At 41.8% G+C, this 20224-nt stretch carries 14 protein-coding genes and 3 pseudogenes; 3 read left to right on the top strand and 14 right to left on the bottom strand.

Annotation, left to right across the window (positions count from 1 at the left end; translation table 11 throughout):
* Positions 1 to 186 precede the first annotated feature (186 nt).
* Positions 187 to 2340 carry an amino acid ABC transporter substrate-binding protein/permease gene (locus tag FJU10_RS00310; protein WP_096742780.1) on the top strand — a complete coding sequence of 718 codons (2154 nt, stop codon included), beginning with the start codon at positions 187 to 189 and terminating at the stop codon, positions 2338 to 2340.
* A 1-nt stretch (position 2341) separates the two neighbouring features.
* Positions 2342 to 3078, top strand: a pseudogene (locus FJU10_RS00315) (amino acid ABC transporter ATP-binding protein).
* A 50-nt stretch (positions 3079 to 3128) separates the two neighbouring features.
* Here FJU10_RS00315 and FJU10_RS00320 read toward each other — a convergent pair.
* The 12 genes and pseudogenes from FJU10_RS00320 to FJU10_RS00375 form a co-directional block, all read right to left on the bottom strand.
* Positions 3129 to 3368, bottom strand: coding sequence for a hypothetical protein (locus FJU10_RS00320; RefSeq protein WP_140964833.1), 240 nt, complete (start codon positions 3366 to 3368; stop codon positions 3129 to 3131).
* Positions 3369 to 3788: 420 nt separating this feature from the next.
* On the bottom strand, positions 3789 to 4244 hold the full coding sequence (locus tag FJU10_RS00325; RefSeq protein ID WP_008382180.1) for an S-ribosylhomocysteine lyase: 456 nt from the start codon (positions 4242 to 4244) through the stop codon (positions 3789 to 3791).
* A 12-nt stretch (positions 4245 to 4256) separates the two neighbouring features.
* A pseudogene (locus tag FJU10_RS00330) lies at positions 4257 to 4902 on the bottom strand (class I SAM-dependent DNA methyltransferase).
* A 2-nt stretch (positions 4903 to 4904) separates the two neighbouring features.
* Positions 4905 to 6050, bottom strand: a complete 1146-nt coding sequence (locus tag FJU10_RS00335; protein ID WP_081118613.1) for a cystathionine gamma-synthase — start codon at positions 6048 to 6050, stop codon at positions 4905 to 4907.
* Positions 6040 to 7004 (bottom strand): annotated as a pseudogene (locus tag FJU10_RS00340) (PLP-dependent cysteine synthase family protein). The gene FJU10_RS00335 and the pseudogene FJU10_RS00340 overlap by 11 nt, the downstream one beginning before the upstream one ends.
* A 405-nt stretch (positions 7005 to 7409) precedes the next feature.
* A complete protein-coding gene (locus FJU10_RS00345; RefSeq protein ID WP_140964835.1) occupies positions 7410 to 8510 on the bottom strand; it encodes a glycerol dehydrogenase in 1101 nt (366 codons plus the stop codon).
* Between the two features lie 184 nt (positions 8511 to 8694).
* Positions 8695 to 9864 carry a molecular chaperone DnaJ gene (dnaJ, locus tag FJU10_RS00350; RefSeq protein WP_005235650.1) on the bottom strand — a complete coding sequence of 390 codons (1170 nt, stop codon included), beginning with the start codon at positions 9862 to 9864 and terminating at the stop codon, positions 8695 to 8697.
* A 126-nt stretch (positions 9865 to 9990) separates the two neighbouring features.
* Positions 9991 to 11820 (bottom strand): molecular chaperone DnaK, encoded by a 1830-nt coding sequence (dnaK, locus tag FJU10_RS00355; RefSeq protein ID WP_140964837.1) that lies wholly within the window; start codon positions 11818 to 11820, stop codon positions 9991 to 9993.
* A gap of 52 nt (positions 11821 to 11872) precedes the next feature.
* Positions 11873 to 12460, bottom strand: a complete 588-nt coding sequence (gene grpE / locus FJU10_RS00360; protein ID WP_077454424.1) for a nucleotide exchange factor GrpE — start codon at positions 12458 to 12460, stop codon at positions 11873 to 11875.
* A gap of 38 nt (positions 12461 to 12498) precedes the next feature.
* Positions 12499 to 13542: a heat-inducible transcriptional repressor HrcA gene (hrcA, locus tag FJU10_RS00365; protein ID WP_005225934.1), complete on the bottom strand. Its 1044-nt coding sequence runs from the start codon at positions 13540 to 13542 to the stop codon at positions 12499 to 12501.
* Between the two features lie 182 nt (positions 13543 to 13724).
* Positions 13725 to 14915: a radical SAM family heme chaperone HemW gene (gene hemW, locus FJU10_RS00370; RefSeq protein WP_096742783.1), complete on the bottom strand. Its 1191-nt coding sequence runs from the start codon at positions 14913 to 14915 to the stop codon at positions 13725 to 13727.
* A 441-nt stretch (positions 14916 to 15356) separates the two neighbouring features.
* Positions 15357 to 16004, bottom strand: a complete 648-nt coding sequence (locus FJU10_RS00375; protein WP_077454426.1) for a hypothetical protein — start codon at positions 16002 to 16004, stop codon at positions 15357 to 15359.
* A gap of 162 nt (positions 16005 to 16166) precedes the next feature.
* Here FJU10_RS00375 and FJU10_RS00380 point away from each other — a divergent pair, with 162 nt between their 5' ends.
* Positions 16167 to 16988 carry an aldo/keto reductase gene (locus FJU10_RS00380; protein WP_077454427.1) on the top strand — a complete coding sequence of 274 codons (822 nt, stop codon included), beginning with the start codon at positions 16167 to 16169 and terminating at the stop codon, positions 16986 to 16988.
* Positions 16989 to 17125: 137 nt separating this feature from the next.
* On the opposite strand, the gene iadA is transcribed toward FJU10_RS00380, so the two are convergent.
* Together iadA and yfcC are read right to left on the bottom strand one after the other, a co-directional pair.
* Positions 17126 to 18310, bottom strand: a complete 1185-nt coding sequence (gene iadA, locus FJU10_RS00385; protein ID WP_140964839.1) for a beta-aspartyl-peptidase — start codon at positions 18308 to 18310, stop codon at positions 17126 to 17128.
* A gap of 30 nt (positions 18311 to 18340) precedes the next feature.
* Positions 18341 to 20032, bottom strand: a complete 1692-nt coding sequence (gene yfcC / locus FJU10_RS00390; protein WP_189372211.1) for a putative basic amino acid antiporter YfcC — start codon at positions 20030 to 20032, stop codon at positions 18341 to 18343.
* Positions 20033 to 20224: the final 192 nt, after the last annotated feature.

A 20224-nucleotide genomic window follows, 5' to 3' on the forward strand; every position in this document is an offset into this window, starting at 1 on the left:
AACATACTTTCGCCATCATTTGCTATGAAAGTTTCATGCGATTTAGCATAACTTAACATGTTCGTTTTTCTAACATCCGATGTGAGGTTTGAAGGAATTTGTCACATTTTTAAAGAGAAAGACTTGTGTGTTGAAGAAAAAATCCATATAATTTATAGATACGTTATATCTAAAGGAGGAATTTTCTTGAAAAGAAAACACATGACCTTCGCTATAATCGCGCTGATTGTCAGCTTTTTTACTTTTTCGGTAAAGTCAGCGAATGCGGAGGAAACTACGTATAAGATAGGAACAGATTTAACATTTGCGCCTTTCGAATTTCAAAATGAAAACAATGAATATGTTGGGATCGATATAGATTTATTAAACGCGATCGCTGAAGATCAAGGTTTCGCAGTCGATTTACGTCCTTTAGGTTTTGACGCCTCCATTCAAGGAGTGCAATCAAATCAGCTAGATGGCATGATCGCTGGGATGAGTATTACAGAGGAACGTAAAGAAACCTTTGATTTCTCTGACCCTTATTTTGATAGCGGGATCCAAATGGCTGTAGCTGCAGATAATGACAGCATTACTAGCTATGAAGATCTTGAGGGCGAAACGGTCGGTGCAAAGGTTGGTACCGAAAGTGCCCGCTTTCTAGAAAGCAATAAAGACCAATATGGCTACGACATCAAATTATATGATGACGCTACTGGACTATATGGCGCTGTACGCAATGGTACTGTGGCAGCCGCTTTCGATGATTTTCCAGTGCTTGGCTATGCTATTAACAATGGCGAACCGATGAAACTTGTCGGCGAACCTGAAAAAGGTGCTTCTTACGGATTCGCTGTCAGAAAAGGCCAAAATCAAGAGCTACTTGAAAAATTCAATGCTGGTTTAGCCAATATGAAAGCTTCCGGCAAATACGATGAAATCGTCAATACTTACATCACAACGTCTGATTCAGATGCAGACACTAGCGAAATGGTGAAAGTCGAACCAAAGAAAGATGTTTACCGCATTGCCAGTGACTCCGCTTTTGCCCCATTCGAGTTTCAAAACGAAGACAACGAATATGTGGGAATCGATGTTGATTTAATGAATCGGGCTGCAGAATTGCAAGGATTCAACATTGAATTCAATTTCATCGGTTTTTCAGGAGCTTTGCAAGCGTTGGACGGTAACCAAGCAGATGGGATGATTGCTGGGATGACAATCACTGATGAGCGTCGTCAATCCTATGACTTTTCTGATTCTTACTTTGAAAGTGGTATTCAGATTGCTGTAAAAGAAGGCAATGATTCCATCAAATCTTATGAAGATTTAGATGGGAAAACCGTCGGTGCGAAAGTTGGGACAGAAAGTGCAGACTTCCTGATCGCCAACGAAGAGAAATATGGCTATTCCATCAAATATTATGATGCCGCCGATCAATTATATGCGGCTGTTAACGGTGGGCAAATTGATGCCATGATGGATGATTATCCAGTGATTGGTTATGCCATCAGCCAAGGACAAAAACTAATGACACCGATTGAAAAAGAATCTGGCGGTCAGTACGGATTTGCGGTGAAAAAAGGCCAAAATCCTGAATTGATCCAAATGTTTAATGAAGCATTGAAAGAAATGAAACGTACTGGGGAGTACGATCAAATCATCAACAAATACATTGAAGATGGTTCTGCCACAGAAAAACGAGTAGATGAATCAACGATCACTGGTTTGATCAGCAACAACTATAACGTCTTATTAAAAGGATTATGGAATACCCTTTTACTAGCCTTGATTTCATTTGCTTTAGCATTAGTGATCGGGATCATTTTTGGACTATTTAGTGTCGCACCAATCAAAGCTTTACGGGTTTTTGCTGGAATCTATGTAGATATCATTCGTGGTATCCCAATGATGGTATTGGCTTTCTTCATCTTCTTCGGTCTTTCCGATGCGATTGGTATCACAATTCCGGACTTTGCAGCCGGGGTCATTACATTGACCTTAAATGCCAGTGCTTATATCGCTGAGATCGTTCGTGGCGGGATCAATGCGGTGCCAAAAGGTCAGATGGAAGCTTCTCGAAGTTTGGGGATGACCTACACTCGGACGATGCAGAAAATCATTTTACCGCAAGCGATCAAAATCATGATTCCATCTTTCGTTAACCAATTCGTTATCTCGCTGAAAGATACAACGATCATCTCGGTTATCGGAGTCGTAGAATTATTGCAAACCGGGAAAATCATCGTTGCTCGGACCACGCAAAGTACCTATGTTTACTTGATCATCGCGATTATTTACTTAGTCGTGATCACAGCTTTAACGAAACTTGCAAAAGTTTTAGAAAAGAAGGTGAAATAGCATGAAAGAAAAAATCTTAGTTGAAAATCTTGTGAAAAAATACGGAGACAATACCGTATTGAACAATATCAATGTTTCCATCGCTGAAGGAGAAGTTGTTTGCGTGATCGGTCCTTCAGGATCTGGAAAATCGACGTTCTTACGCTGTTTGAACCGCTTAGAAGAACCAACCAGCGGTGATATTATCATTGATGGCGCGCATCTGATGGATAAAAACACCAACATCAATGCTGTACGACAACATATCGGCATGGTGTTTCAGCATTTCAATCTCTTCCCGCACTTGTCAGTTTTAGAAAACATCATTCTAGCCCCGATGGATCTAAAAAATGCTTCTCGGCAAGAAGCGGAACAAAACGCGATTCGTTTATTAGAGACGGTAGGTCTGGCTGATAAAAAGACATGTACCCTGACAATCTATCTGGAGGACAAAAACAACGGGTGGCGATCGCGAGAGCTTTAGCCATGAATCCCGATGTGATGCTTTTCGATGAACCAACCTCCGCACTCGATCCCGAAATGGTTGGGGATGTACTGAATGTTATGAAAGACCTAGCCAAACAAGGAATGACCATGGTGATCGTCACTCATGAGATGGGCTTTGCCAAAGAAGTAGCGAACCGCGTGATGTTTATTGATGGCGGTAATTTCTTAGAAGACGGCACACCTGAGCAAATTTTTACCAATCCTAAGCATGATCGTACGAAAGATTTCTTAGACAAAGTATTGAATATCTAAAAAAATCCTCTGGAACAGCTCTTTTCTCGGACTGTTGCAGAGGTCTTTTTTCATTGATTTTTTCTTTTTGTTTCTTCTGAGATCCGTTTTTGATTTTCACCTAAAAATACTTTTGTATCGATCGGGTTTGCTTTGTTTGCCCCACCGATGCCGGTATCAACCATCTTTCCCCAACCTTTCAATGGCTCTTTTCCTTGCGCACGAAGCCTCGCATTTTTTAAACGTAACGCTTGTTTTTTCGCTTCTTTTTTCGCTTGATGTTTTGCTTGCCATTGCTTTAAGATGCTCATCTTCTTTTCTTCCTCTCCTTCTTTATTAAAAAAAGATTTGCTTACATACATTCTTGGCAAACCGCGTGCTACTTCCTACCGACCTGGTAAGAGCCACTAGGATTCACCTTTGATATAGCACATTTTTATTGAGTAGTTAATTCTATTATAACATTTCCTTTTCACCCGCGTAAGCTGCAGCTCATAATTTATTAAAACTATCAAATAATATTTGAAATCCAGTGAGCAGATCAGAAGCGACATATTACACTTATTTACTAACGTTCACCCCAAAACTAATACGCCTTACAAAAAGATAACAAAAATGCAGCTTATCACTTTGAAGAACCCCAAATATTGAATCCTCTTCTTATTGCTTAGTCATCAAAAAAAGTGCCCGTGTATACAAACACAGGCACTTTTTTCTATGATCTTTTTCGTTTAGGCAAAAACGGTCGACCAATTGTCACGTTCATCAAGAAATTCTTGCGCTAATTTTTGCGCACCTTCTAAGGTATGGTTCGCCGCCCAACCGCATTGCACTTCATTGCTGGCAGGTACTTCAGTTGCTTGCAAAACATCCTTCATGGTTTTTTCAAGGACTGTCAAAATCTCTTCATAATCGTCATGATTCAAGACAGTCAAATAAAAGCCGGTTTGGCAGCCCATTGGTGACCAATCCACGATATAATCTGCATGATTACGAATCAATTCTGCCGTCAAATGTTCTAAAGAATGCAGACTTGCCATATCCATATGCGCTTGGTTCGGCTGCTTCAAACGGACATCATATTTGATAATGGTATCATTCGTTCCTTGTTTTTTATCGGCAACCCGTACATAAGGTGCTTTGACTTTCGTATGATCCAAATTAAAGCTTTCAACGTTCATTTTCATTGTACTTCTCTCCTACTCTCTTTGTGCTTCCACAAGCCAAACATACTCATTGATTTGCTTAAAACGACTGGTAAACCCCTGTTGGCGAAAGTACCGTTCGATATCCGCAGTAACTGGATAGTACTCCCGTTCCAGATCAGCGGCTAGTCGCTGGTGACCAGCTTGACGCGCTTCGTCGATTAGTTCCATTTTGCGGGCTAAAGAAAGAAACATCGTATCACCGAAAAGCACTTTCCCGCCTTTTGGCAGCATCGCTGCATATTTGCCGATCACCCGTTGTTTTTTCGTCCTCCGTAAGATGATGAAAAACATAGGTAGAAACGATCGTATCAATCGCATCCGTGATCTCAGGAAAAACCTCCATATCACCATCAACAAAAGTCACTTTAGAAAGACTGGGTTTTGACTTGGCGATCCGCCGCATCTCTGGCGATGGCTCGATCGCCAGCACATTTTTTCCTTGATCAAGTAGAGCTTGTGTTAGATTTCCAGTTCCACTACCAAATTCTACCACAGACCGCCCTGCCTTTTCAGCAATTTCTGCTAGTAACTGTTCATATTTTAAAAAAACTGCTCGATATTCTTCATCCTTACCTGCAACTGTTTCATCGTACTCAGCTGCCCAGTCTGAAAAAATTGGAATAAACTCTCTCCCCATCACTAGTTACCTGCCTTTTCAAACGCTTGCTCTAAATCTGCTTGTAGATCCTCACCGTCTTCGATGCCGACCGACAATCGAATCAAGCCATCTTTGATCCCAGATTGCTGGCGAATTTCTTTAGGGATTGAGGCATGGGTCATCACGGCTGGCACTTCTACCAAACTTTCCACGCCACCTAAACTTTCTGCTAAAGTAAAAATCTTTAATGCTTCAACAAAGCCGGCTGTTTTCGTTTCATCGGTTAGTTCAAAAGATATCATACCGCTATACCCAGACATCTGTGATTTGGCGATTTCATGTCCTTCATGGTCAATCAATCCTGGATAATAAACCTTTGCGACAGCTGGATGTGCTTGCAAGTAGTGGGCAATTTTCATCGCGTTGTTTTGATGTGCTTCCATCCGCAAAGCAAGTGTTTTGATGCTTCGTTGAATCAACCAGCTATCATGAGGCCCCAATACACCACCAATGGCGTTTTGTAAAAAAGCAATTCTTTTGGCGATTTGTAGCTCTTTGGCAACCGCTAACCCAGCTACTACATCACTGTGTCCACCGAGATACTTGGTAGCGCTGTGAATCACAATATCTGCGCCTAATTGTAGCGGCTTTTGAAAATATGGCGTCGCAAAGGTATTATCCACGATCGTCAAAATGTCCTGTTTTTTAGCTAGTTGGGCAACGATTGCGATGTCCGTAATCTTCAATAATGGATTCGTCGGTGTTTCTAGAAAAATCGCTTTGGTCTCAGGAAGAATTGCTGCTTCTATAGCAGCTAAATCATCGGTTTTGACTAGCGAATATGTCAACCCGCTTTTTTCTAATACTTGATGAAGCAAACGAAACGTCCCGCCATATACATCATCCCCTAAAATGACGTGATCTCCTGTCTGAAACAATGAGAAGACCGCATGGGTGGCTGCTAATCCAGAGGCAAAAGCAAACCCTTGGGCGCCTTCTTCAAGATCCGCAATCAATTCTTCTACGGCAAAACGAGTTGGATTGCCTGAACGACTGTATTCATATTGCTTTGGCTGACCAAGTGCGTTTTGCTTGTAAGTTGATGTTTGATAGATCGGCACACTGACCGCCCCAGTCGTTTCGTCTTCACTGATACCACCGTGGATTACTTTTGTATTAAAGTGCATTGTATTCTCCTCCTGTAAATGGTGTAATTGTGGATTCGCCAGCATAAATTTGTTTTGATAGATAGCGGTCGCCACCATCGGGAAAAACTGTGACGATCGAGCTGCCCGTTGGCAAAACAAAACTTTCTTTGACGGCTGCTGCCATGGCGGCTCCACTTGAACTCCCAATAAGCAGACCATAGTTTTTTGCCAAGTAACGAGTAAAGGCAAAGCCTTCCGCATCACTGATCGTATAAATTTGATCAATACGTAAATCGTCGAAAAATTGTGGAATGAACTCAACACCGATCCCTTCAATCTCATGGCCGTGGGCAGGACCGCCATTCAAGATTGATCCTTCTGGTTCAACAACAGCAAGACGAGTACTTGATTTTTGTTTCTTTAAGTATGTTGCGACACCTGCGAAGGTTCCCCCGCTACCAGCGCCGGCAACAAAGCTATCAATTTTTCCAGATAGCTCCTGAGAGATCTCTGGGCCTAAGGTTGCTTGGTAGGCTGCAGGGTTGTTTTGATTGTGAAATTGCATTGGCATAAAACTATTTGGCACCTGTTTTGCTAGTTCCTTTGCTTTTTCAATCGCCCCTTGAATGCCTGCTTCAGTGGGCGTATGAACGATGGTCCCGCCTAATGCTTCAATCAATTGCTGCTTTTCAAGGCTGAATTTTTCAGGAATGACAAAAATCATTTTTAAGCCATACTCGATCCCGGCTAAAGCCAAACCAATTCCAGTATTTCCCGCTGTCGGTTCGATAACGGTTGTCTCATGATCGATCACATGCTCACGAAACGCTTCATCGATCAAATATTTCCTAATCGGTCCTTGATACTTCCACCAGGACTTAAATACTCAAGTTTTGCGTAGATGGTACTTCCCTTTTTGCCGCCAAATGCTGCGGCATCAAATTCAAAGAATGGGGTTTGCCCAATCAATGCTTTTATGTTATTAACGATCATCGCTCGACTCCTCGCTCAAGTTTTTGGTACAACTCGTATGCTTCATGTACTCATTTTCGTTTGCAATCATCAGCCGTCGCCAATGAAAGCGGTGAAAAATAGCAAAAGAAAAAGGGGTACTGACTATTACATCAGTACCCCAAGAATGTCGTCTTATCCGGATAGAAGCGAATCACTAAAAAACTCAGCGATCTGCTGCGACAAAGGAACTAATAATAGGCATGACAAATGGGTATGCTGCTTTTTGCACCATACAACAACAACATGTAGTTTGTGTGTTGAAGTTCGTCATGTCTTGTTCCCTCCTTTAATTTGCTTGTTAACAAAATAGCACGACTCTTTTTCATTGTCAAACGTTTTTTTTTAATCAACAAGTATCGATCAATGAACGTTAATAAAATAACATCATAGAGGATAATAAGCGGTCACATAGGCATCCACGGCTTTGATCGCGGCTACAACATCTTCTGCAGATACCGTGAACGGCATATTGTGGATCGTCTCCCCTTCGATGGTTGCTTGTTTGCCGACTTTCATAAGGTCTGCATCACTGACATCCGCAAGATGCATTTCAGCTAATGTCGTTGGTAATTCCAACGCCTGATACAACTCAATATATTGGTCAATTTCATCAGGATCCGCGTTTTCCAGCATCAATTGTGTAAGTGTCCCGTAAGCAACTTTCTCTCCATGAGTCAAATCATGGACGTCTCCTTCAAGGGCTGTCAAGCCATTATGGATCGCATGAGCTGCTGCCAGACCAGCACTTTCAAAACCTAAACCACTTAACAGAGTGTTGGCTTCCACGATTTGTTCAAACGCTTCGGTAACGACTTGTTTTTTATTTGCTTGATAGGCTTTCAGCGCATTCTCAAAAAGGATCTCTTCGCATTTTTCAGCGATCGCCATGCCGGCAATTGGTTGAATGCCGCCAACCATATTCTGACTATGGCTTCGGGCAACGGCGCGTGCTTCGACATAGGTTGCGAGTGCATCCGCAATACCCGCTGCCAATAACTTGGCAGGCGCTTTCGCAATAACAGCTGTATCCACTAAGACAAGTTCAGGATTTTTGTTATAAAAACGATACTTTTCAAAGCGACCTTCATCTGTATAAATAACAGAAAGTGCAGAAGTTGGTGCATCAGTAGAAGCGATCGTTGGCAAAACGGCAATCGGTATGTTTAATTCATCTGCAACAGCTTTCCCAGTATCGATGGCTTTCCCGCCACCTAATGCAGCAATCACTTCAATGGATTCGCTTTTGGCTTTAGAGACGATACGATCGATTTCATTTGCAGAAGCTTCTCCACCAAAAATTTCTTTTACCGGATCTAAATCAGCTGCTTTGAGATTATCAAATAAGTCTTCACCGGCAATTTTCCAAACTGTTTCATCGGTCAAAAGCAGCACTTTCTTCCCTAGATCTTTAATGTGGGATAAACCATCTTTCAATACACCTTTTCCTTGAACGTATCGTGACGGACTCGCAAATATTCTTTCCATTGTATCTCCTCCTTTAATTGGTCTACTTTCATTGTGACATACTAAGCAAGCGATTTCAAAGGAAAAGAAAAAAGATGGACAAGAAGATTCGATTCTCGTCCATACTGCACATTTATATTCTTTCAACCACTCATGCTGATAAAACGGATGGTTTTATCAGGGCATGAATTGGATTATTGACTTGTTATTTCTTTTTCCCACCAAAAGCATCTTTCATTTTATCAAAAAATCCTTCTGGTTGTTGTTCGGTGGTTTCATGTCCACTAGCTTTTGCATAAGCCCGCAATGCTTCTTTTTGTTCCTCATTTAAGTTCTTCGGTGTGATCAGCTTCACTTTGACTTGTTGATCGCCATTGCCGCCTCCCCGTAAGCGAGGGGCTCCTTTACCGCGTAAGCGGAAGTTTGTACCTGTTTGGGTCCCAGCTGGGATTTTTAACTTCACATTCCCGTGAACCGTTGGTACATTGACTTCGTCACCTAAAGCAGCTTGGACAAAGTTCAGCGGTAGCTCGTAATAAATCTCAGAACCGTCACGATCAAAAATATCACTTTCTTCCACACGGAAAACAACGTATAAGTCCCCGTAAGGACCACCGTTGGTCCCAGCTTCTCCCTGGCCAGATAAACGCATTTGTTGTCCATCTTCGACACCTGCAGGCACGTTGACTTTTACATTATGTTTTTTCTTTTCATGGCCAGTACCATGACATGTTGTACATGGTTCCTTGATTTCTTTCCCAGTTCCATGACAAACATCACAGGTTTGACGGCTCATCACACGACCAAGTGGTGTTTGACGTTCAACATTGATAGTACCTGCACCATGACATTTATGACAGGTTTCTGGTGAAGTACCTGGTTTTGCCCCGTTCCCACCGCAGGTATGGCAGGTTTCTTCACGATTGTATTGAACAGTTTTTTCCACTCCGAAAATCGCTTCTTCAAAGGAAAGATCGACCGCATATTGCAAGTCCGCTCCTTGTCGAGGTGCATTAGGATTGGCTGCTCTGCCGCCTCCACCCCCGAAAAATGATTCGAAAATGTCTTCAAATCCACCAAAACCGCCTCCGGAGAATCCGCCACTGTTAAAGCCGCCGAATCCACCGCCATAACCGCCTCCGTAGTTCGGATCGGTACCAGCATGACCATACTGATCATAAGCAGCTCTTTTTTGGGAATCACTTAATATTTCATAGGCCTCAGAAATCTCTTTAAACTTTGCTTCTGCATCAGGTTCTTTATTGATGTCTGGATGATATTGTTTTGAAAGCTTACGATAAGCTTTTTTGATTTCGTCATCCGAAGCCCCTTTTTGTAGACCTAAGACCTCATAATAATCTCTTTTGTCTGCCATTGGCTTCCCTCCACTCTATTCTTGCGTCTCTCGTATTTTAGCATATAATTCGCTCTAGAAAAATACGTTTCGCAAATTCATAAGAAAAAGCCAAAGCGGTGACTTTGGCTTTTTCACAAACAGCGATTATTTATCGTCACCGTCTACTTCTTCAAAGTCGGCGTCAACCACATCGTCTGCGCCGCCTTGTGCAGCTTCTGGATTTTCTTGTGCTTGTTGTTGTGCTGCTTGTTCGTATAATTTAACGGTTAAGTTTTGTACGATTTCATTCAAAGCATCACGTTTGGTTTTCATTTCTTCTAAGTTGTTTGCTTCAACCGCAGCTTTCAACTCATCACGAGCTTCTTCCGCTTTTTTGACTTCGTCTGCATCCACTTTGCCTTCAAGCTCTTTCAATGTTTTATCAACAGTGAACAACAATGCATCGACGTCATTGCGTAGATCAACTTCTTCTTTGCGCTGTTTGTCGGCTTCAGCGTTTGCTTCAGCATCTTTTACCATGCGTTCGATTTCTTCATCTGATAAACCTGAAGATGATTTGATCGTGATTTTTTGTTCTTTTTGTGTACCTAAATCTTTTGCAGAAACATTGACGATCCCATTTTTATCGATATCAAATGTTACTTCGATTTGAGGGATGCCACGAGGTGCTGGTGGAATATCCGTCAATTGGAATCTTCCTAATGTTTTGTTGTCAGCAGCCATTGGACGTTCCCCTTGCAAGACATGGATATCAACGGCAGGTTGATTGTCTGCTGCAGTTGAGAAGACTTGTGATTTACTTGTAGGGATCGTTGTGTTACGATCGATCAGTTTTGTAAAGACAGCACCCATCGTTTCGATACCTAATGATAATGGTGTAACGTCTAGTAAGACAACATCTTTCACATCCCCAGTGATCACGCCACCTTGGATCGCAGCACCCATCGCTACCACTTCATCTGGGTTTACTGATTTGTTTGGTTCTTTATTGGTTTCTTTACGTACAGCATCAACTACTGCCGGAATACGAGTTGAACCACCAACTAAGATCACTTCATCGATTTCTGATTGTGATAAGCCAGCATCTTTCAAAGCTTGGCGTACTGGAATTTTTGTACGCTCTACTAAGTCTGCTGTTAATTCATCAAATTTCGCACGAGTCAAGGTCATTTCCAAGTGCAATGGACCAGCATCGCCAGCTGTGATAAACGGTAAGCTGATTTGGGTACTTGTTACACCTGACAAGTCTTTTTTCGCTTTTTCAGCCGCATCTTTCAAACGTTGCAAAGCCATTTTGTCTTTTCCAAGATCAATGCCGTTTTCTTTTTTGAATTCTGCTACCATGTAATCGATGATTTTGTTATCAAAGTCATCCCCACCTAGGTTGTTGTCCCCAGCAGTTGACAATACGTCAAAGACGCCATCGCCTAATTCAAGGATCGATACGTCGAAAGTACCGCCACCTAAGTCAAAGACTAGGATTTTTTCATCTTTATCTGTTTTATCTAACCCATAAGCTAAAGCTGCAGCAGTTGGTTCATTGACGATTCGTTCTACTTCAAGACCGGCAATTTTACCAGCATCTTTAGTTGCTTGACGTTGTGCATCGTTGAAGTATGCAGGAACAGTGATGACTGCTTTTTCAACTTTTTCACCTAAATAGTCTTCAGCAAATCCTTTGATGTATTGAAGAACCATTGCGGAAACTTCTTGTGGTGTATAAGATTTGCCTTCAACTTCTACTTTGTATCCTGCTTCACCCATATGGCGTTTAATAGAAGAAATCGTATTCGGGTTTGTCACTGCTTGGCGTTTTGCAACTTCCCCTACTTGGATCTCACCATTTTTGAATGAAACAACAGAAGGTGTGGTACGGTTTCCTTCTGGATTCGTAATGATTTTTGCTTCGCCGCCTTCAAGGACAGCAACAGCTGAGTTTGTTGTTCCTAAGTCGATACCGATAATTTTACTCATAAGTAATACACTCCCTTTTTTAATTTAAACATCTACTTATAGATAGAAAGAACTATTGTGCAACGATGACCATGCTTGCACGCAAGACACGATCATGCAATTTATACCCTTTTTGCAAGACAGTAACGATTGTGTCTGCCGGTGTTTCATCAGAGGCAGGTACAGTCTGCACCGCTTGATGCAAGTTCGGATCGAACATTGCACCTTCAGCAGGAATCTCTTCGATTCCCTCTTCTTTTAAGGCTTGACGCAGACTTTCAAGAACCATTTCAACGCCTTTTTTCAAATTCGCCGCTTGGTCTTGATCGACATCTGCTGCCATCGCTCGTTCCAAATTGTCGATTGCTGGCAACAGTTTTTTGCCAAGATCTTGCGAGCGGTATTTTTGTAAAAGTTCCCGCTCATTGCGGTTACGTGAAGTGATATTTGCGATCTCTGCACGAGCACGCAGGAATTGATCTTCCAATTCGTTATTCTTTTCTTGCAAAAGTTCCAGTTCGCTTTTTTCCACTGCTTCTTCCTCTGGTTGAGGAGTCTGTGCTTCAGTTTCAGTTGATTCATTTGAAGATTCAGGTGTTTCTGCGGTTTCTTCAGCAGTTTTAGCTAATTCTTCATCTAAACGCTCTTCTTTTTCCGTCACGTTTCAACCATCCCTTCTACGATTTGTTTCATTGCCGCTTATTCATTGGCAGCGTCTAATGCGCGATAATAATCGGCCAATTTTTTTGCTAACTCGCCTCGAAAAACTTCCATCAGTCCAAACATCCGTGAATACGGCATACTTGATGGACCTAATAAAGCGATCGTTCCTTGTCCATGACCTTCGATTTCATAGCTGGCTTGGATCAAACTCATATTTTGTAACAAGTCATTGCCAAGCTCAGAGCCGATTCTGATTTGAATCGCAGAATCTCTTGGCGCCAGCAGCTGTGTCAGCTGATCTGCGTTTTTCATAAATGAATACATCGATTTGAACTGACTAACATCTTGCGTCGGTTCAAAATCCAGAAGATTCATTCGCCCGCCGACGAAGATTTTTTCTTCAAAAATATGGCTCAGCATCGTATCAAAGAGATCAACGATTCCGTCAGTCGTTTGAAAATACTTATGCAGAATCATCGGAATCTCGGTTCTTAATCGATGGTAGACCGTCATTAGAGGTTCACCGATCAATTTGTCGTTGATGATCCTTACCATTTTTTCCAAATCTTCGCTGCTCATCGATTCAGGAAGGGTAAAGACTTGATTTTCGACATTCCCTTTATCCGTCACGATGATCGCGATGATCTGTCGTGCATTCAAAGGGACGATTCGAAAGCCCGTCAATTTCCTTTCCTTCATATCTGGCCCTAGAGACAACGCTGTATAGCTAGTCAAGTTGGACAAGATCGTGGCAGACTGCTGGATGATTTCATTGATTTCATGAAAATCTTTTCCAAAAGAATGACGAATGGTTTGAATTTCGTTTTGGTCAACTTCAGATGGCTTCAATAAGTGATCAACGTAATAGCGATACCCTTTTATTGATGGCACACGCCCTGAAGATGAATGTGTCTTTAATAGAAGTCCAGCTTCTTCCAGCGCCTTCATCTCATTGCGAATGGTGGCAGAGCTAGCTTCAACCCCATCTTCCATCAATCGCTTCGAGCCCGTGGGCTGACCAGTATTCGTATAGTTTTGGATGATGAGGTGTAAAATCATTTGTTGTCTAGGTGTCAACATTTTATCCACTCCTCCGTTAGCACTCATTCCTATTAAGTGCTAACACGATTATAAATATACCATATTTGCTAGGAATGTCAAGTATTTGCATCACTTTTTTAGCACTCTTTCTAAGAGAGTGCTAAAAAAAGAAAGCAAAAAAGAAGCAGCGCGAAATGGCTACTTCTCTTCCTTGTTCTTTCTTATTTTTCTCCATCCAAGAGAAATGCTTCAAACACTTCGTTGCCAATGAACATCCCAGCTTTCGTTAAAAAGACACGATCACCTTGACTAGCCAACCAGCCTTTTTGAATCAACTGTTCGCTAGTTGAACCATAGATTTCCTGAAAAGACTTCCCAAATTTTTCAGCAAAGCGTATTTTTGAAATGCCAGCCTTTTTACGGAGGCCTAAAAAAAGTTCCTCTTCCATTTGATTGCTGGTTGTCAATTCTTCGATTTCGTGGATTGGCAACTGATTTTCCTGCAATGGTTTCAAATAATGCTGGATCGGTCCTTTATTCTTGTAGCGAGACTGTCCAAGATAACCACTAGCGCCTGCCCCAAAGCCAAAATAATGTTCATTGTTCCAATACACTAGATTGTGCAGGGACTCATACCCTGGTCGGGCAAAATTACTGATTTCATATTGGGTCAAGCCAGCTTTGTTCATCGCAGCGATTGCTTCGTCAAACATCTGCGTTTCCGCTTCTTGAGAAGGTAGTGCCATTCTTCCTTGGCGAACCCAGTTCATAAACATGGTTTTGTTTTCTAAGATTAAGGAATACATGGCATAATGAGGCAACCCGAGATCAATCGCTCGCGTCAGCGTATCGCGGAAGCTTTCAATGCTTTGTCCCGGAAGTGCATAAATCAAATCGATCGTCACATTCTGAAAATCATGTTTTTCTAGCAGTTGGATGGTTGAATAAACATCTTCAGCAGTATGCTTGCGACCAATTTTTTTTAGCAAGCGATTATCAAAGGTCTGGACCCCCATAGACAATCGATTGACTTGGTGGTTTTTCAACACCAGCATTTTGTCTTCGCTCAAATCACCAGGATTTGCTTCCACTGTAAACTCTTTCGTTGTGTGAGTCGGCAATAATTCGTGTACGCCTGACAGCAATCGATCCAGCTGGCTTGCCGAAAGCGACGTTGGCGTCCCACCGCCAATGTAAATCGTTTCCGCTTCGCTGACTGGCTGGTGGAAAAGAGTCAACTCAATTTCCTTCAACAGTGCTTCGATGTATTCATCCACTGGCTGGCCTTCTAAAAACACTTTGTTGAAGTCACAGTAGTAGCAAATATGTTCACAGAAAGGGATATGTAGATACGCGGAAATATTTCCTGCGCTTTTTGTAGATGGATCGTTTATTGTTTGACCTTCAAGCATTACTAAGTGATTCTCCTCTATCTTCGTTTTCACTCGCATTGCTGAGAGTATCGGCACTTATTGTAGCACAGATCTGTGAATTCTCCTATCACTTGAAATAGCAATAAGCAAAAAAACACCACTTCAAGAAAGTGATGTTTCAGAACAATCATAGAAAAAAACCAAGAGGACTACTCTTATTAAGTACGGTAAACTACCGTTTTTGTTCTTATGGCAAACAGAAAAATTGCGGTCTGCTACAAGAACTAACACTTCCCCCAAATTGTTAGCGCCACAAAAAATAAGCTGTTGTCGGCGGCTTACTGAATAAGAGTAGCTCTCTTCTTGAAAGACAATCGCTTGCCTTATCTGACTCTAGTATACCTTGATTTAAAAATTAAGTCCTATCATCTTTTTCATCAGTCTATGAAAACAGTGAGGAATGTAAGGACGCTTGATCGATTAAAAAACATGAAGTAAGATGTCGATCAAGTAACGGATCAACCGATAGGCGATAAATAAGAAAAAAATATTTCCTAGCAAAAACTGAAAAACATTTCCGATAGATCCTTTAAAGGAGCGAAAACTGAAATACCGGGACCAACGACTGAACCCATTTTGGCGATTTCGCTTTAATCGATACGCTTCATCATACTTCATCTCTAAGAGGTCATAATAAAAGATCATTAGGGGTTGTCGCACAAAAAACACTTTCTTATACCCTGCCATCAGCGTGTACTGCTTATTATTGGAAGGAAAGTTGCGATTGCCGTTTTTCTTCACGCGCATCGTCGTTCCATCCTTCATGTGGAATGCATAATGATCCTCGAATTCTGTCAGTTGATAAATTTGCGGCACCTGATTTTCTTCTTCGAAAGCAAGTACGACCTCACTCGCTCGCTGATAAAGTGAAACTAACCATGCCATCATCCCTAGCAAAATAACCAACAAAATGATATTTAAAAGCAAACTTTCTTGTAACAAAAATAGGTAACCTAAGATAATCAAAATCGCCACGCCAAGAGCAATCATTCTTCTACGGAAATAACTACGATACATCAACTCAAAAGAGCGCCGATAGTAGGCAAAATCTTCTTTTACAAAATCCATTCTTACCACATCTTTCCAGGTTGAGGTTGCTGCTACTGTATCAAAGATCCCTTTGAAAGTCAATTTACCGAAAAAGTTTCAGCGTCAGATTTGTATCAAATAAGAAAACGTTTTATAATAAATGATGTAACTAAAAAAAGCGACGAAAGTAGGTTGAAATACGTGATATTACAAGAAACATTTACTTTGCAGAACAAACTGACGATTCCTAAGATCGGCCTTGGGACCTGGCAATCTTCGCCAGAAGATGCTTACAATGCAACAAAATTTGCCATCCAAGATGGTTATCGACATGTCGATACAGCTGCTGCTTATAAAAATGAAGAAGCAGTTGGGAAAGCTGTCCGCGATTCAGGCGTTGCTCGTGAAGAGATTTTTGTTACCACGAAAGTACCTGCTGAGTTAAAAACTTATCAAGAAGCGGTTGATAGCATTGATGCTTCTCTAAAAAAACTTGACTTAGGGTATATCGATTTGATTTTGATCCATGCCCCTCGTCCTTGGAAAATCATGGGAAACAATCCAGAAAATAAAGATTTTTATCTTGAAAACATCGATGTTTGGAAAGCATTAGAAGAAGCCTACTTAAGTGGAAAAGTAAAATCGATCGGTGTTTCAAACTTCGATCAAAAAGATTTACAAAATATTTTCGATCATTGCGATGTGAAACCAATGGTCAATCAGTTTATTTACCATATTGGTCGCACAAATGAAGAATTATTGGCATTTTGCAAAGAGCACGAAATTTTAGTGGAAGGCTATTCACCAATCGCTACTGGTCGTTTACTAGACAACGATGCGGTCAAAACGATTGCGGAAGCCTATGGAAAATCGATTCCACAGCTTTCTATTCGTTACCTACTACAAAAAGATATTTTGCCATTGCCAAAATCAGTTCATGAAGAATACATTTCAGATAATGCCAAAGTTGACTTTGAAATTTCTGAAGAAGACATGAAGAAATTAGATGAGCTGCAAGCATAAGAATTCTTGCATTTAAGTGAAAAAAGCAGCCCGATCAAGTCCAGCAAATGCTGGTCATAGATCGGGCTGTTTTTTTGTCTTTTACAACTCTGTTTAGAAAAACAACCGACTCTTAGTCTGCCAGAATTGGCTTCTTTTTACGCTAGTTGCTCAAAGGTACCCCATACTTTCACTTCTTGTTTTTCTACCATCGTTTTGCCTTTTGCTAGAACTGTTTCTACAGCGAATGATTCTTTGTTAAGCAAGCAAATATCAGCATCCATCCCTGCTGCAAGGCGCCCCTTTTGATCAAGCTTCAATACTTTCGCTGGATTGGAAGTGATTGCACGAATGGCGATCTCCAATGGAATCTGCTCTTTTTGGACTGCTTCTTTAATGCCTACCATCAGTGCTCGCGAACTGCCGACACCCAGACCTATGAATTGATTGTTTTCATCAAAGTAAGGGAGACTGCCTTGCCCATCAGAGGTCATGGTAAATTGATCCAGCCCGATCCCTTCTGCTAACAAACGTTTCAATCCTTTACTGAAGCGAACCTCATCGTCTTCTTTTTCCCAGAAATCAGGATCTTCACTCGCCGTAAAATCGATCGTTCCACCCATTTTTGCAAAAGCAATACTCGCTTCGAAAAGCTCACTGGTCCGATTGGCATGTGTAGGTAAAAATTGGCTGATTGGAATCTCTGTCTCTTCGATGGTTCGTAAAAGCAGCTCATATTTTTTCTTCCCTCCACCTAAGTGGACGTTCACGATGCCTGCTTTTCCAGAAAGCATCCCACCGACACGAGCATCCGCAACCGCGCGGGTAAATTCTTCGAAACTTGGTTGTGAAGAACGATGGTCAGAAACGGCTATTTCACCGATACCAATAATTTTATCGATAGTCAAAAAATCTTGGATGATGGAATCCGTGACAGGCGTCAATGGCAATCGATAAGAACCGTCATACAAGTAAGTCGTGATGCCTTCCGCCTCTAGTCCACGGGCCTTACTGATCAAGGCAGTCATATCTCTGCCTACTCCGTCAGTACCTAAACAGCCAACCACTGTCGTTACCCCCGCAGAGGTCAGCTGAGACAATTTCACTTCAGGTGTCCGGTTTTGAAAACCACCTTCCCCGCCACCTCCTAAGATATGAAAGTGACAGTCAATAAAACCGGGCACAGCAAGCAACCCTCTGCCATCGATTTCTTCAAGAGCAACGCCTGAGAATCCTCCTTGAATCGAATCTTGAATGGCAATAATCTTGTCTTCATTTAATAAAATATCTTTTATTCCTAAATAGTCAGGAGCGTAAACCTCCGCTTGTCGTATCACCTTCATGAGTGCTTCCTCCTTGTGCCTAATTACTTCTTATTGCAAGCCGATTGCGACCGCAATAAAGATGAAGATCGTTCCTAATACAAATAAGAACCCTTGCATTTTGATCTGGAATTTCGCCCATTTCACCCATTCGATTCTTGCGACACCCAGGACACCGATTAGACTTGCTGATACTGGCGTGAAGGCATCCATAAAGCCTGAGCCCAATTGGTAAGCCAAGACAGCGATCTGTCTAGATACACCCAAAAGATCGGCTAACGGTGCCATGATCGGCATGGTTAATGCAGCCTGACCTGAATTTGAAGTCACGATCAAATTGAAGAAACTTTGGAAAATGTACATGAACCAAGCCCCAATAAATGCTGGAACATTGCTTAACAAACCGCCGATGCTATGCAAAATCGTATTCAACGCTGACGGCACGTTGGCATCAGAACCGCCGAGAACCAGAAGAATCCCTTTGGCCATCCCTACAACGATTGCAGTTCCTGCCAATTCTGAGGCACCTGATTGAAAAGCACTCGCCACGTCATTCAAGCCCATATTTTCTAATTTGAAGAGAACTGCTATGATTCCTGCCCCTAAGCCCATAACAAAGAATTGGGAAGCAATCTCAGGAATATAATAGCCTTTTTGTGTCACACCCCAAACGATCCAGATCAAGACTGCTAGCATTTCAACCAAGATCAATTTATGACCTAATAGAAAGGGTTTTTGCTCACTAGAGGTTTTCTCAAGATGATTTCTAAAATATGCATCCGATTGATAGGTTAGTGACTTCTCCGGATTCTTGCGGATTCTTTCGGCATAGATCATGAGGTATGCTGCAGATAATGCGGTAACCACGACCCACATGATGATTCGGAACGTTGCCCCTGAAAGAACCGGAATACCTGCGATCCCTTGAGCCACTGCCACACTAAATGGACTCATCCACGAGGTGGCATTCCCAATCTGGGAGGCGACATAGGTGACAGTGACCGCTACGATCGAGTCATACCCTAATGCGATCACGAAAGGCACCATGACCATCGAAAACGGAATGACTTCTTCTGCCATCCCAAAAGTAGCACCCCCAAATGAAAAAGCAAAGAACAATAACGGCAATGCCAAACGTTCTAATCCACGGGTTTTGCTGATAAACGCAAAGATCCCTGCATCGATCGCTCCGGTTTGCATGATAATACCAAATGCACCCCCGACCACTAAGATCAGCGCTGCAATCCCTACTGCTGAGCCGTATTTGTCGCCAGAAACCAACCCTTCAAAAACAAAATTTAAAAAGCCGAAACCGTTAAAGTCATCAGTTCCCCAAACCTTGGCTGTTTTATGCAGTTTTTCAGAAGTATCATAAATTTTTTCCCCGTAAAGACTGTAAAGCGTATCATCGGTTAGTCCCACCTCATCTAATTGACTCTGGGATATCTCTTTAGGACCTTCAGCCAGAACAGCTGCTAAAGCCTCAGGATCGACATCTAATTCTTCCAGCTCTTGTGGATCGTCTTCCAATTGATTCAACTGTTGATAGACGTATTCGTTATCTAACGGGTAGGCATAACGAAACGAATCTTGCATTAAGACCGTTCTGGTACTGATTTCCCCATTTGCATCGGTATACTCGATTTCTTGTGTACTAAATTTCCCAGCGGGAACTAAGAAAGTCAGCAACCATGCCAACAGCACAACCCCAAAGATGATGACATACGTATGCGGCGTTTTCATTTTGGTTAAATCTTTCTTTTCTTTCCCCTTTTTTACTTTTTTTCCAATTGTCACTTTTTCTCTCCCTTTCCCTTTGCAGCGTACTGCATAAATTATCATTTTAGCCTATTTTTTAGTATATCGAAAAACGTTTTTTCCTCATGGGGAAAGCATTAGAATTCAAATAAACTACGTTATAAAAAGAGAGAAAAA

The organism is Enterococcus sp. OL5, from assembly GCF_006491895.1.
GTDB lineage: Bacteria > Bacillota > Bacilli > Lactobacillales > Enterococcaceae > Enterococcus_D > Enterococcus_D innesii.